The 14,901-nt window shown below is 65.0% G+C and carries 6 protein-coding genes; all 6 read right to left on the reverse strand.

Translation table 11 applies throughout. From position 1 onward, the window contains the following. Nucleotides 1–50: 50 nt before the first annotated feature. Nucleotides 51–8,627, reverse strand: a complete 8,577-nt coding sequence (locus tag LB533_RS09400) for a GH36-type glycosyl hydrolase domain-containing protein (RefSeq protein WP_224677064.1) — start codon at nucleotides 8,625–8,627, stop codon at nucleotides 51–53. Between the two features lie 267 nt (nucleotides 8,628–8,894). Then, nucleotides 8,895–9,482 carry a HutD family protein gene (locus LB533_RS09405; RefSeq protein ID WP_224677065.1) on the reverse strand — a complete coding sequence of 196 codons (588 nt, stop codon included), beginning with the start codon at nucleotides 9,480–9,482 and terminating at the stop codon, nucleotides 8,895–8,897. Between the two features lie 10 nt (nucleotides 9,483–9,492). Beyond that, nucleotides 9,493–11,163 (reverse strand): urocanate hydratase, encoded by a 1,671-nt coding sequence (gene hutU / locus LB533_RS09410; RefSeq protein ID WP_224677066.1) that lies wholly within the window; start codon nucleotides 11,161–11,163, stop codon nucleotides 9,493–9,495. Nucleotides 11,164–11,199: 36 nt separating this feature from the next. Then, complete coding sequence (gene hutG, locus LB533_RS09415; RefSeq protein ID WP_224677067.1) at nucleotides 11,200–12,015, reverse strand: N-formylglutamate deformylase; 816 nt, start codon at nucleotides 12,013–12,015, stop codon at nucleotides 11,200–11,202. 70 nt (nucleotides 12,016–12,085) lie between these two features. Next, nucleotides 12,086–13,621 (reverse strand): histidine ammonia-lyase, encoded by a 1,536-nt coding sequence (gene hutH / locus LB533_RS09420; RefSeq protein ID WP_224677068.1) that lies wholly within the window; start codon nucleotides 13,619–13,621, stop codon nucleotides 12,086–12,088. Beyond that, nucleotides 13,618–14,853 (reverse strand): imidazolonepropionase, encoded by a 1,236-nt coding sequence (hutI, locus tag LB533_RS09425; protein ID WP_140637759.1) that lies wholly within the window; start codon nucleotides 14,851–14,853, stop codon nucleotides 13,618–13,620. The genes hutH and hutI overlap by 4 nt, the downstream gene beginning before the upstream one ends. Between the last annotated feature and the right edge of the window lie 48 nt (nucleotides 14,854–14,901).

Consider the following 14,901-nt stretch of genomic DNA (forward strand, 5'->3'; position numbering starts at 1 on the left):
TATCCCGCGCATTCCGGAGAATGCGCGCGATAGGGTTGAAACTGTTGATTTTACGAAGGTATCTTCACGACAACTTCGACCTTGCTACCAGCCTTCGGTTGGAAAGACGCGGATTTCGTCTTCGAACCATCAACTTCAAGCGAGATCGACTTGGTCTTTTTGTCGCGGACGACACGCACCGTGATTTCGGCCCCCAGCATTTTGAGCGTGGCGGCGTAGCCATCCCAATGGCTGGGCAGTTTCGGCCTAAACGTGATCTGCTTCCCACGCCGCTCGATGCCGAGAATGCCTTCGACCGCCGCCCGGTACAGCCAGCCCGCCGAGCCCGTGTACCACGTCCAGCCGCCGCGGCCGCCCTTGTTGTCGCTGGCATTGCCGTCACCGGCGTAGATATCGGCCGCAACCACGTAGGGCTCGACGCGGTAGCGTTCGGCCGAGGCCTCGTCCAAGGCGTGGTTGACCGGGTTCAGCATCGAGAAGCAGCGATAGGCCTCGTCGTTCAGCCCCATTTCGGCCAGCGCGATGACGAACCAGGTAGCGGCATGGGTATACTGGCCGCCATTCTCGCGAACGCCCGGCGGATAGCTCTTGATGTAGCCCGGATCCTTCTTCGTCTTCGAAAAGGGCGGCGTAAACAGCTTGAGGATCTTGAGTTCGTCGTCGACGAGCAGCTTGGTCGCCTGCTGCATCGCCGTCGTCGAACGCGCCGGATCGCCCTCGCCCGAGAGCACGCTCCACGACTGGGCGATGGAGTCGATCCTGCACTCCTGGGATGAGCGCGAACCGAGCGGCGTGCCATCGTCAAAACTGCCGCGCCGATACCATTCGCCGTCCCACGCCGTGCTCTCCAGCGCGCGTTTCAGCGCGTCGGCATGCTTTGCCCAGGCCTGCGCGTGCTTGGCATCACCCTCGGTCTTGGCCACGGCGGCGAAGTCGCCCAGCGTCCGCAGCAGGAACCATCCGAGCCAGACGCTCTCGCCCTTGCCTTGCTCGCCGACGCGGTTCATGCCGTCATTCCAGTCCCCGCCGAGGATCAGCGGCAGCCCGGCGGGACTGCTGCGCGCAACGGCAAGATCGAGCGCACGCGCGCAATGCTCGTAGAGGGACGCCGTTTTTTTCGAAATTTCGGGCGTGAAGAAGGCATCGTGCTCGCCCTCGCCCAGCGGCTGTCCATCGATGAAGGGCAGTTGCTCCTTCAGGATGGTGGCGTCACCCGTCACCAGCAGGTAGCGCGCGGTGGCATGGGCGAGCCAGACCACGTCGTCGGAGATCAGCGTACGCACGCCCGCTCCGGTGCGCGGCAGCCACCAATGCTGCACGTCGCCTTCAGGGAACTGCCGACGCGCCGCGTTGAGGATCTGGTCTCGCGCCAGTTTGGGATCGTGCGCCAGCAGAGCCAGCGTGTCCTGCAACTGGTCGCGGAAGCCGAAGGCGCCACTGGCCTGATAGAAGGCAGAGCGGGCGCGGATGCGGCAGGCGAGGCTCTGGTAGGGCAGCCAGTGGTTGACCATGGCGTCGAGCGCCTTGTCAGGCGTTTCGACCTGGATGGTGTCGAGGAAGCCGCGCCACTCGCGCTCGTTGTCGGCCAGACGCTGGTCGAAATCCCTGCCCCGATGCTTGCGCACCAGGGCGCTCGCTTCCGCGGCCGAGCCGGCATCCCCGAGCAGCCAGAACAGCGTGACGTCGCCGCCGGCCGGGACATCGATGTCGCGGGCGATTGCCGCGCAGGGATCGTCGCCGGCCTCCACGCGGCCTGACAATCCCGCGCCGCTCAGCACCGCCTGCGGAAATTCGCTGGTGCCGTGCCGGCCCAGGAATTCGGTCCGGTCTGCTGTCACCGAATGCACGCCATCATCGGCGGCGAGGAAGGCGACGCGCTCGCCGAAATCGAGCCCGTAGGGGTTCTGTGCCAGCAAGGCGCCGGTGGCGGCATCGCGCGATGGAACGATGGTCGCCGCCGTGCGCGAGCGATGTCCGCCCAGCACCCATTCGGCATAGGCATAGACGCGCAGTCTGGCCGGCGACGGGCCGGCATTCTGGATGCGCAGGCGGGAAATCTTCACCGGGTCGACCGGGTCGACGATATGGGTGAGGTCCATCGACAATGAGCCGCGCTTCGACCGGAAGGTGGAGAACCCTTGGCCGTGCCACGTCTCGTAAGTCATCGACGGATCGCGCACCACGGCGGCGAGCGGCGAGAATGCCCGGCCACTGGCGTGATCATAGATATAGATGCCCTCACCGGGCCGGTTCGAAACCGGATCGTTCGACCACGGCGTCAGCTGGTAGTCGCGGCTGTTGCGGCTCCAGGTGAAGGCAGCGCCTTCGGCGGAGACGTGGAAGCCGAACGAGGCGTTGGAAATAACATTGATCCAGGGTTGGGGCGTGGTGCTGCGGCCGGCCAGGCGCACGACATAATGCCGCCCGTCGCCCTCGAAACCACCGAACCCGTTCCATTGGCTGAGCCCGTGCCCGTCCGCCGCCAGGGCCTGCGAGCCAAAAGAATGCGTCATGGACGCCAATTCGGGCAATGCCGCCGGCTGCTGGGCATCGCGCGCCTGCAAGGCGGCCACCTCGGCCCGCTCGATCTGATCGAAGATGGTGCCGTTGCGCGTGTGCAGAACCACGCGGGCAACCGCGAGCAGCGTCTTGTAGGTGGTCTCGTCCATCAAGTCGCGGCGCACGGCGAATATGTGCTGGCGCGGTCCGAGCTCCTTGCCGCGCAAGCGGCTGTTCTCGCACAGGGATTCGACCGCCCGCTGCAGGTCCTGCACATAGGACGAAGCCTGCTCGTTGACGACGACGAAATCGATCATCATGCCACGGGTGCGCATGTACTCCTGGAAACGCAGCGCCTGCGCGACGATTTCGAGATCGGCGACGTCGCCGATCCTGACCAGGAAGATCGGGAAATCGCCCGAGATGCTGGTCGGCCACAGGCTCGACTGCTTGCCCAGTCCCGAAGCGATGGATTCAGCCGGCAGGCGCAGGAACGGATCCGGATAGATCAGATAGCGCGCCAGCTTCTGTACGTTGGCGGCGTCGGCCAGGCTGAGGCCGAGATGCCGGGTCTGCACCTGGCTGCGCGTCCAGGCGAGCATGGCCTGGCGGGCAAAGCTCTCCGGGTGGTCGAGCCGGGCAATGGCCTCCTCCAGCTCCGCGCGATTGGAACCGACGACTGTCCAGAAGGTCAGCGATATCTTCTTGTTGGCGGGCACGCGCACCTGGCGGCGCAGCGAGGCGACGGGATCGAGGGTGAAGCCGGAATGGCCGCCAAGCCGGGCGCCCGGATCGAAAGCCGCAGCGTCGACGATGGTGCGGCCACGGCCGATGAAGGCGCGCCTGTCGGTCTCGGCTTCGGCGTCGCGCGCCGGGCCGGACGGGTCGGTGACGAAATGCACCATCGTCACGTCTGGCTCGCTGGTCTCGCGCTTGCGCCGCGTGGCGAAGATCGCCCCATTGTTTGGGGCAATTTCGGTCTCCACGAACATTTTCGAGAAGGCGGGATGGGCATTGTCGGATACCTCCAGCCCCAGCACCAGCTCCGCGAAGGAGGTCACTTCGATGTGACGGTCGGTCGGTCCCTCGTTGAACAGCGTCACGCGCCGGCCTTCGCCGTTGCCTTCCGAGATGACGATGCATTCGACCTCGGAGCGCAGCGTGCCGACCAGTTTGACGAAGCTCGCCTTGTCGTCGGAGAACAGTGTCTGGGTGCGCTCCTCGGCGGCGCGCTTGGGCTCCGCCGTCGCCGACCACCAATCACCAGTGCCGGCGTCGCGCAGGAAGATGTAGGAGCCGAGCCGGTCCTCGGTCGGATCCGGTTGCCAGCGCGTGACGGACAGATCGCCCCACCGGCTGTAGCCGGAGCCTGTCGCGGTGACCATCACCGAATAGCGGCCGTTCGACATCACATTGGTCGAACGCAGTGCCCGCACAGGATCGAGCACGATGCGGGTGTCGGGACTCTCGGTTTCGGTCTCGTCCTTCGCCCGTTCGTCCGCCTCGGTCCTGACGGTCGCAGTCGGGATGTCGCGCGGCGCCCTCTCCTGGAGCAGAAGTTCGGCCGACTCAATGACCGGATCGCTGTGGAAACGGTCGCGCAGGCGACCCTCGAAAATGGCATCGGCGACCGCCGCGATCGACATACCGGAATGGTGGGCCATGTAGTTCTGCACGACGACGTGATCGGTGCCTTCCGGCACGCGCTGCGGCGTGAAATCGACCGCGTCGTAGTAACCATGGCGGCCAAGCGCGCCGAGCTCCCGCAGTCGCGCTAGGTTCTGCACCGCTTCGCGCGGGTTGAATTGCGCGGCCAGCACGGTGGCGTAAGGCGCGATCACCGTGTTCTGGCCAAGACCACGCTTCAGCCCGAGACCGGGCACGCCGAAATTGGTGTACTGGTAGGTCAGCTCGCGGTCGCGGGCGTTGTAGGCCGCTTCCGAAATGCCCCAGGGCACATTCTTCTGGCGGCCATACTGGATCTGGCGCTTGATGATCAGCTTGCTGGTCTGGTTGAGAATCGATCCTTGCGGTTCCTTCATCACCAGCGGCGGCATCAGATACTCGAACATCGAGCCGGACCAGGACATCAGCGCGCCCTGGAAGCCGATTTCTACGATCGGCCGGCCAAGCCGGAACCAATGCTCGGTCGGCAGGTCGCCCTTGGCGATGGCGAACAGGCTGGTCAGCCGCGCCTCGGAGGCCAGAAGATCGTAGCAGCTCTCGTCGAGCTGGTGCTCCTCGACCCGGTAGCCGATCGACAACAGCTTGCGCTCCGGCCGCATCAGGAACGAGAACTCCATCTCGAAGGCGAAGCGGCGCGTGCGCTCGCGCAAGGTGAGCAGCTTGGCCCGCAGCGCCTCGACGGCGCTGTCGTCGCTGTGGGCGTCGTGGACATGCGCCTCGCAGGTGGCTTCGAGTCTGGCCGCCCAGTCGACGATGACGTCGCTCTGCGGCGATGCCGCCTCGGTATGGATGGCGGTGGCGAGCTTGCGGATCTCGCCGGCCAGCACAGCCAAATTGATGGTACGGATCGAGGCCATTTCCGGCTGCGCCTTGATGGTGTCGACGGCGCGCCGCATGCCGTCGAGGCGGTCGGCCAGGCGCTGGCGCAAGGGACGCAGTTGACGGCGATCGTCGGGCAGCTCATCCAGGCTCTCGCCGAGGATGGTCACTGTGTCGAGGATGCCCTCGAAATCGCCCTGGAGATGAACGGACGGCGCCTCGGCCCATTCGGCGCAGGCCGCCGCCACCGCCACCAGATGGCCGGCGAGATTGCCGCTGTCGACAGCCGAGATGTAGAGCGGATAGAGCGGCTTCAGTGTGGTGGTGTCGTACCAGTTGAAGAGATGGCCGCGGTTGCGCGGCATGCTTTCGATGGTAGTCATCGTCGCGTCGATGCGGGTTATGGCGTCGGACAGGCTGATCCAGCCGAAATCGCGGGCCGAGACGACCGACAGGAGATAGACGCCGATATTGGTCGGCGAGGTGCGCGGCGCGACCACCGGCGCCGGGCTCTCCTGGAAATTGTCCGGCGGCAGATGATGGTGCTCCGCCGTGACGAAGGTTTCGAAATAGTGCCAGGTGCGGCGCGCCACGGTGCGCAGCGCATGGATGTCAGCCTGCGAGATGCGCAGCCGGTCCTCGGTCTCGGCCGAGCGGCTGATCCAGCTGGCGATCGCCGGGGAGCCGATCCAGAACAGAGCGAAGAAAAAGGCGACGAAGGCGCCGGTGGAATCGGCCAGCACCGGAATGGCGAGGCCGACGAAGCCGATGATCACGGCGCCGTACATCATGCCGTAGTAGGAGCCGATGTCGTTCTCGCCGGCCTTGTGCGCTTGCGAGGCCGTGCGCCATTCCAGCAGGTTCTGCCGGGAGACGAAGAGCCGGTAGAGCGTGCGCACGATGGCGTCGCCCATCATCCAGGCGTTATGAGCCATCAGCACGATCTTCAAGGCCACCATGGCGGTGCCGAAGGCCACGTCGCGCGCCAGCGCGGAGAAATGACCGCGCGGCGTCTGATCACCGCTCTTGGGCAGTATGGCGTTGACGACGTCGAAAGTGGGCGCCATGAACAGGCTGAGGATCAGCAATGCCTGCCACTGCGCGGCCTGCGTGAAGGGCAGCAGCGTCCAGCCGGCGATCGCCGCCATCACCCAGAAGATCGGCGTCAGCGAGCGGCGCAGATTGTCGACCATCTTCCAACGCGACAGCGCCGGGACGCCGGAGCGCGGATCGAGGATGAAGCCCAGGAGCTGCCAATCGCCGCGCGCCCAGCGATGGTGGCGCGAGGCGTCGACCGAATAGCGGGTCGGGTAATCCTCGACCAGTTCGACGTCGGTGACGAGCGCAGAACGCGCCAGCGCGCCTTCGAGCAGATCGTGGCTGAGGATGGTGTTTTCCTCGATGCGGCCCTGCAACGCGGCCTCGAAGGCATCGACGTGGTAGAGGCCCTTGCCGGTGAAGGAACCGTCGCCGAAGACGTCCTGGTACAGGTCGGACACCGCAAAGACATAAGGATCGAGGCCGCGATTGGCCGAGAAGACCCGTTGGAAGAACGACGCCTCGTCGCCGCTGGTCAGCGAGGCGGTGATGCGCGGCTGCAGGATCGTGTAGCCCGAGGTGACGACGCGCCTGGTGGCATCGAAATGCGGCCGGTTGAGCGGATGGCAGAGCTTGCCGACAAGCGTGGCGACCGCGTCGCGGGTGGTGCGCGTGTCGGCGTCGAGCGTCATTACATGAACGACCTTTTCCGGCAGCGGCACGTCGAGCGGCAGGAAGGTGGTGTCGCTGTCGCCGCGCAGCAGCAGATCAAGCTCGTGCAGCTTGCCGCGTTTGCGCTCCCAGCCCATCCAGCATCCCTGCGCGGCATTGTAGAGCCGGCGGCGGTGCAGGAGATAAAAGCGCGGTGCGCCTTCGGCGGGATAGCGGGCGTTGAGGCGAGCGATCTCGCCACGGGTGAATTCGAGGATCTCGGTGTCGGCCGCGTCGATCTCGGTCTTGCTGTCGGGCCAGTCCGACAGCAGGGCGAAGTGGATCTCGTCCGCGAGATTGGCGAGGTAATGCACCTCGATGTTGCGGATGTTTTCCTCGACGTCGTCGCGCGAGCCGATCAGCGACGGCACCACCACCAGCGTGCGTGCCTCGGACGGCACGCCGTGCCTGTAGTCATAGCCGATAAGGCGCGTCGGTTTGAGGAACAGCGAGACGACGGTGTTGAAGAAAGCGAGCGCGCCTTCGCTGGCCGGCACGGCAAACAGCGCCAGCATCAAGACGATCGAAGGCACTGACAGACCGAGATTGGCAAGGGCATTGCCGGAAACCACCAGCAGCAGCACGGTCAGCGCAAAGACCGGCAGGACGATGCCCAGCCATCCGGTCTTGGCAAAGGTGCGCTTGACCGTCTGACTGACGGTCGGCCGGTAGCCGATCGCCTTTTCCAGCTCCAGCCGGCGTGGCCCGACAAGGAAAAAACCGACATCCGTGTCCGCGATAGGAGCCGCAAGGCCATCTGCGCCATCGGCGGCGGATGCATTTTCGTTGGTGATCTGGCCGGCCAGTTCGATCGCCTTTTCGGCGACGCGATATTCCGAGAGATTCGAGCGGCGGGCCAGCTCTTCGATCGCGGTCCGGTACTGGTCACGCGAGAAGAAATCGAGCGCGGCGAAGTCGGTGCGCTCGCGCAGCACCGTGTCGATACGGCTGACGCCCTCGAACCACACCGTCCAGTCGATATCGTTGATGAGCCGCAGGCCGCGTATGATGTTGCCGGTCGTCACATTGCCGCTGGACAGCGTATGATGCTCGGAAATGATGATTTCCTCGGCGTCCGAGCCGGTCTTCTCGAGTTCGCCTTCCAGCCACTCCAGCGCCTTGCCTGCATTCTGCGAGCCGTCGCGCAAGCGATAGAGCAGTTGCGTGGCGAAGGTGGTGTCCTGAGCATGCGCGCTGAAATTGGCCAGGATCGCTTGCCGGTCGCGGGTATCGTCGGTCGCCAGCACCTTGTCGGCGACATCATTGGCGATCTGCCGCATCTGCCGGGTGCGGTTGACCCTGACCGCCAGGCGGCGAAGATTTTCGATCAGAACGAAGCGCAACAACGACGGCAGCGCCCAGAGTTCGCCGATCTTCAGCGGCTCGACCGACTGGAAGCCCTGGACGATGGCCTTGAACATGGTCGCGGAGACGGAACTGTCGGAATGCGCCACATAGGTCCAGGCCAGCGCCAGCGCGCGCGGCACGCCGCCGCCCTCGGGCAGCTTCAGCGTCGGCAGTTGACGATAGAAGCGGCGCGGCAGGTCGCGCTTGACCTGGAAAATGGTTTCCTCGACCAGATAGTTGTTGTCGAGCAGCCATTGCGCCGCGGGCGTGATGGTCTCGCCCCTCGCCTGCGCGGCGTTGGTCGAACGGTAGACTTCGAGGATCTTCTTGGCGCTGTCGCGGATGCGGGCCTGGAAATCGAACGGTGTCAGGCCGAACAGATCCGCGAGATCGCCCTTGGCCAGGCTTTCACCGAGCAGCCGAAGGCGTTCCTCCGGCAGGAAAATGGATCTTATCGGTTCTTCCGTGATGGGCGGGAAGCTCGCGCTGGTCTTTTCGATCTGTGCTGGATTCGTCTGAATATTCATTGAAAATTCCGTAAGCGGGCACTCAGCGGCGTCACCGCCACGGCAATGGCCCTAAAACCGATTCAAATGCAATTGGTTGCATGCCCAGCTTTTGCCGAAAATTGTTTCCGCACCACGACAAGGCATCGTCTTTTCGACCGTTTCAAAGACGAACGCCTCTCACTCCCGCCGAGACCGATCGACGGAAAGGATTCAGGCTTTTTCGTGATCCCGGCTGGAGCTTACCCTATATTTCGCCGGCATCGCGATCATGTTTGGAAACAAGCGTTAATCGTTGGCTCGAATGCAATCGATCCGGACCACGAATACTGTCGTGTCGTCGATCGGCTGGATGCGCAGGCCAGTTGTGGCTGAGGCAGTCAGGAGCGCGTCGAGATGGCCAAGGCGAACAGGCTCAGCGGCGGAAACCACGACTTCCCCACCCAGGCACAGGACGAGGGTCGCGCGGCTTTCAGTCCCGATTTCCGCAGGGGCCGAAATCACGAGACGCTCGACGGAATGCCTCATGCGGCCGCGACGGGTCATTACGTTGAGATCGGTGATCGGGCCGGCGATCAGTTCGGCGCCGGTCGGCCGGTCGGCCGGAAAGGAAAACGGGGCTGAAGCGGCGGTCAGGCGCGCCGGCGGCTGGGCGGCGACATCAAGAACGATCCCTTCGCCCTCCAGCACCGACAGCGTGCGGTCGATGCCGGCAAAGCTGGAGAACGGCCCGCCGCTCTCGACGCGGGCCATCGAGACACGCCAGTCGAAGGCGTCGAGCCCGGCATCGGCCGGCGAGACGGCGATTTCCGTCGTCACGCCGCCGCCGTTCTTCCATGGCATCGATTTGTATCCGGCTGCCCGCAGGACGCGCATCGTCGGCCCGTTAGCCCAGGATGCCCGGCAAGTTGAGCTGGTGCTCCCTGGCGCAGTCGATGGCGATGTCGTAGCCGGCGTCGGCGTGACGCATGACACCGGTCGCCGGGTCGTTCCACAGCACCCGCTCCAGGCGCCTGGCGGCCTCAGCCGTGCCGTCGGCGACGATGACCATGCCGGCATGCTGGGAAAAGCCCATCCCGACGCCGCCGCCATGGTGCAGCGACACCCAGGTGGCGCCCGACGCGGTGTTGAGCAAAGCGTTGAGCAGCGGCCAGTCGGACACCGCGTCCGAGCCGTCCTTCATCGCCTCCGTCTCGCGGTTCGGCGAGGCGACCGAGCCGGAATCGAGATGGTCGCGGCCGATGACGACAGGCGCCCTGAGTTCGCCTTTGGCGACCATCTCGTTGAAGGCCAGGCCCAGCCGGTGGCGGTCGCCGAGGCCGACCCAGCAGATGCGCGCCGGCAAGCCCTGGAAAGCGATGCGCTCGCGCGCCATGTCCAGCCAATTGTGCAGATGCGTATTGCCGGGCGTCAGTTCGCGCACTTTGGCGTCGGTCTTGTAGATGTCCTCCGGATCGCCGGAAAGGGCCGCCCAGCGGAACGGGCCGATGCCACGGCAAAACAGCGGGCGGATATAGGCCGGCACGAAGCCTGGAAAGGCAAAGGCGTTCTCGAACCCTTCTTCCTTCGCCACCTGGCGGATGTTGTTGCCGTAGTCGAGCGTCGGCACGCCGGCGTTCCAGAAGGCCACCATCGCCTCGACATGCTCGCGCATCGAGGCGCGGGCGGCTTTCTCGACTGCTTTCGGGTCGGACGTGCGCTTCTCGCGCCACTCGGCGAGCGTCCAGCCCTTGGGCAGATAGCCGTTCAACGGATCGTGCGCCGAGGTCTGGTCCGTGACCATGTCGGGGCGCACGCCGCGCCGCACCAGCTCGGGCACGATATCGGCGGTATTGCCGACCAGGCCGACCGACTTTGCCTCGCCTGCCCTGGTCCAGCGCGCGATCTTCTCCAGCGCCTCGTCAAGCGTATCGGCCCGCTCGTCGACATAGCGGGTGCGCAGCCGGAAATCGATGCGGTCGGGATCGCATTCGACGGCCAGGCAGCAGGCGCCGGCCATGACGGCCGCGAGAGGCTGGGCGCCCCCCATGCCGCCGAGGCCGCCAGTCAGGATCCATTTGCCCCTGAGATCGCCGCCATAGTGCTGGCGGCCGGCCTCGACGAAGGTCTCGTAGGTGCCCTGCACGATGCCTTGCGTGCCGATATAGATCCACGAGCCGGCCGTCATCTGGCCGTACATCATCAGGCCTTTCCTATCGAGCTCGTTGAATTTCTCCCAGGTCGCCCAATGCGGCACCAGATTGGAGTTGGCGATCAAAACGCGCGGCGCATCGGGATGGGTGCGGAAGACGCCGACCGGCTTGCCGGACTGCACCAGCAGCGTCTCGTCCTCACCAAGCGTCTTCAGCGAAGCGGCGATGCGGTCGAAATCATTCCAGGTGCGCGCCGCCCGGCCGATGCCGCCATAAACCACCAGTTCGTTGGGATTTTCGGCGACATCGGGATCGAGATTGTTCATCAGCATGCGCAGCGGCGCTTCGGTCGTCCAATACCTGGCGTTGAGCTTGTCGCCACGGGGGCTGCGCACTTCGCGGATGTTGCGGCGAGGATCGGTCATGTCGTCACTTCCCTTTCAGATGAGCGCGGCGAGGCGTCAGCTCTCGACCCACGAAATCGCGGTCTCGAGGATGGATGTCAGCGTGGTGCGGATCGGCGCGGCGAAGGCGGCGTCGTAAGGCACCGGCCAGTTGTCGGGCGTGCCCTTGCCTTCGGGCTCGCGCATATAGCCGCGGTTGGACAGTTCCATCTGCAGCGCATGGACGCCGTTTTGCGGCTGGCCGAAATGGCGGGTGATCCACCCGCCCTTGAAGCGGCCGTTGACCACGAAGGTCTCGCCGGTCTCGGCCAGGATCCCGGCGACCTTTTCCTGCAGCGCCGGATCCGTGCTCCTGCCGTCATTGGTGCCGAGATTGAAGACCGGCAGCGTGCCATCGAACAGGCGCGGCAGCACAGAGCGGATCGAGTGGCAGTCATACAGGACGATTTTGCCATGCAATCCCCGCAGCCGGTCGATCTCGGCCTGGAGCGCGGCATGATAGGGCATGAAGAATTTTCGGCGGCGCTCGTCGATCTCCGACGGTCCCGGTTCCTCGCCTGTACGGTAGAGCGGATCGCCATCGAAGGTTTCGGTCGGGCAGAGGCCGGTCGTCGCCTGACCAGGGTAGAGCGAGGCGCCGGACGGATCGCGATTGACGTCGATGACGGTGCGCGAGATGGCGGTGTGCACGACGGTGGCGCCAAGACCGGCGGCGAAATCATAGAGCTTGTCGATCCACCAGTCGCAGTCGCGCTGGCCAAGCCAGCTCGATACCAGCCGGTTGTCGAGACCGGCGAGATCGATGCCGGTGTGCGGCATGGAAACCAGTAGCGGTGCGGTGCCTTGTTTTACCGTCAGCCAAGGAGGTGTCATGCGAGATCTCCGCAAGTTGGAGCTCTACGGCTGGGATGCGAAGGAACGCGACCTATGATGCCAAGCACTCTCATGAGGCAATCCCCGGCAGCGCCACCGCGCTCGCCGCCTTCACGGTCGCGCCGCTTCGCACCATGGCGATCGCCTTTTCCATGTCCGGATGGAAATGCCGGTCACTGTCGAGATGCGGCACCTCGGCCCTGACCACTTTGCGCACCGCTTCGAGTGCGGCGCTGGAAGCGAGCGGCGCGTGGAAATCGCAGCCCTGGGTCGCGGCCAGCAACTCGATGCCGATGACGGCCGTGGCGTTCTCGACCATGCCGATCAGCCGGCGCGCACCGTGCGCGGCCATCGAGACGTGATCCTCCTGGTTGGCCGAGGTCGGGATCGAATCGACACTTGCTGGATAAGCCTTCTGCTTGTTTTCGGAAACCAGCGCCGCCGCCGTCACCTGCGGGATCATGAAACCGGAGTTCAGGCCCGGCTTCGGCGTCAAAAAGGCCGGCATGCCCGACAGCGCCGGGTCGACCAGCATGGCGATGCGGCGCTCCGACAGCGAGCCGATCTCGCAGACGGCGAGTGCGATCATGTCGGCTGCGAAAGCCACCGGCTCGGCGTGGAAATTGCCGCCCGACAAGGCGGTGTCGTCCTCGGCGAAGATCAAGGGATTGTCGGTGACGCCATTGGCTTCCGTGCCGAGCGTGTCGGCCGCCTTGCGCAACACGTCCAGAGCTGCCCCCATCACCTGCGGCTGACAGCGCAGGCAGTATGGATCCTGCACGCGCTCGTCGCCGACACGGTGCGATTCGCGGATGGCGCTGCCGGCCATCAGGCTGCGCAGCGCATCCGCCGTCTCGATCTGGCCGCGATGCTTCCTCAAGAGATGGATGCGCGGATCGAAGGGGGCGTCCGAGCCCCTGGCGGCATCGGTGGACAATGCACCCGCGACCAGTGCCGACTGATAGAGAATTTCGGCCTCGAACAGGCCCGCCAGCGCGTAGGCGGTCGAGAATTGCGTGCCGTTAAGCAGCGCCAGCCCTTCCTTGGCGCCGAGGATGACTGGCTCCAGTCCATGCGAGACGAAGGCGACCTTGGCCGGGAAGCGGCCATGCGGGGTGAAGCATTCTCCGACGCCGATCATCACGGCCGTCATGTGCGACAGCGGCGCAAGATCGCCGGAGGCGCCGACCGAACCTTGTGCCGGCACCACCGGGATGACATCGTTGGCCAGCATCGCTTCCAGCAGTTCGATGGTGCGCGACCGCACGCCTGAGGCGCCTTGCGCCAGGCTGGCAAGCTTCAAGGCCATCATCAGCCTGCAAACAGCGACCGGCATCGGCTCGCCGACGCCGGCGGCGTGCGAGAGCACGATGTTCCGCTGGAGCGTTTCGAGATCCTGGGCAGGAATGCGGACGCTGGCCAGTTTGCCGAAACCGGTGTTGATGCCATAGACCGGCTCGCCCTTGGCGACGATGCGTGCGACAGCTTCCGCACTCGCCCTGATCTTTGGCCGGCAGGCATCGTCGAGCCTGGGCACGGCGCCGCGATAGATGGCGCGCCAGTCGGCCAGGGTCACGTTGCCGGGTTTCAGTACGAGTTCGGTCATTGTCCTCTCCAGATGCGCGCGCGCAAGGGGTTGAAGCCCATGCGGTAGACGAGTTCGGCAGGGCGCTCGATGCTCCAGATCGCTAGATCGGCGGACTTGCCCGCCTCCAGCGTGCCAGCCTGCCCGAGCAGACCCAGCGCGCGGGCGGCTTCGCGGGTCACGCCCGCGAGGCATTCATCGACCGTCATGCCGAACAAGGTCGCCGCCATGTTCATGGTCAGCAGCAACGACGTCAGCGGCGAGGTGCCGGGATTGTTGTCGGTGGCGACGGCCATCTTAACGCCATGCCTGCGGAATAATTCGACCGGAGGTTTCTTCGTCTCGCGAATAAAATAATAGGCGCCGGGCAGGATCGTCGCCACGCTGCCCGATGCGGCCATTGCCGCCGCGCCTGCCTCATCGGTGTATTCGAGATGGTCGGCCGACAGCGCGCCATAGCGCGCCGCGAGTTCGGCGCCGTGCAAGTTCGACAATTGGTCGGCATGGAGTTTTACCGGCAAGCCAAGCGCCTTGGCGGCGTCGAAAACCCGTGCCATCTGGTCGACTGAGAAGGCAATGCCTTCGCAGAAGCCATCGACGGCGTCAGCAAGCCCGTCGGCAGCGATGGCCGGCAGAATCGTGGCGGTGATGAGATCGATAAAGGCGTCCTTGTCGCCCTTGGCTTCCGGCGGCAAGGCATGGGCGCCGAGGAAAGTCGTGCGGATCGTCACCGGGCGCTCGGCGCCCAAACGGCGCGCTGCCCGCAGCGACTTTTTCTCGTTTTCCAGGTCAAGCCCATAGCCGGACTTGACCTCGACGGTGGTAGCGCCCTCGGCGATCAGCGCATCGAGACGCGGCAGTGTCTGGGCGACCAGTTCGTCCTCGCCCGCGGCACGCAAAGCCCTGACCGACGAGACGATGCCGCCGCCGGCCCTGGCGACCTCCTCATAGGTGGCGCCGGCCAGCCGCATCTCGAACTCGTTGGCGCGGTTGCCGGCATGGACGAGATGGGTGTGGCAGTCAATCAGGCCGGGCGTGATCCAGCGGCCCTCGCAATCGACGATGTCGGCATGCCGCTCGAACGCCGCCGGAATATCGGCTTCGGCGCCGGCATGGACGATGATGCCGTCACGCGCGGCGATGGCGCCCTTTTCGACGACGCCCTGCCCTGCCGCCCCTTCGGCAAAAGTCGCCAGGCGCGCATTGCGCCATATGCGAACCGCCGCCGTCCGGCCCTTGCTCTCTCCAGCCATCATCTTTTCCCTTTGAAAGGATGGCAGTTATGTATATACATATTAAAA

This window comes from Mesorhizobium sp. BR1-1-13 (assembly GCF_020165515.1).
GTDB lineage: Bacteria > Pseudomonadota > Alphaproteobacteria > Rhizobiales > Rhizobiaceae > Mesorhizobium.

Excerpts from the sequence above, each read along its gene's own strand:
- hutI (WP_140637759.1), bottom strand. The coding sequence starts at position 14,853 with ATGGCTGGAGAGAGCAAGGGCCGGACGGCGGCGGTTCGCATATGGCGC.
- hutG (WP_224677067.1), bottom strand. The coding sequence starts at position 12,015 with ATGACACCTCCTTGGCTGACGGTAAAACAAGGCACCGCACCGCTACTG.
- hutH (WP_224677068.1), bottom strand. The coding sequence starts at position 13,621 with ATGACCGAACTCGTACTGAAACCCGGCAACGTGACCCTGGCCGACTGG.
- hutU (WP_224677066.1), bottom strand. The coding sequence starts at position 11,163 with ATGACCGATCCTCGCCGCAACATCCGCGAAGTGCGCAGCCCCCGTGGC.
- LB533_RS09400 (WP_224677064.1), bottom strand. The coding sequence starts at position 8,627 with ATGAATATTCAGACGAATCCAGCACAGATCGAAAAGACCAGCGCGAGC.
- LB533_RS09405 (WP_224677065.1), bottom strand. The coding sequence starts at position 9,482 with ATGCGCGTCCTGCGGGCAGCCGGATACAAATCGATGCCATGGAAGAAC.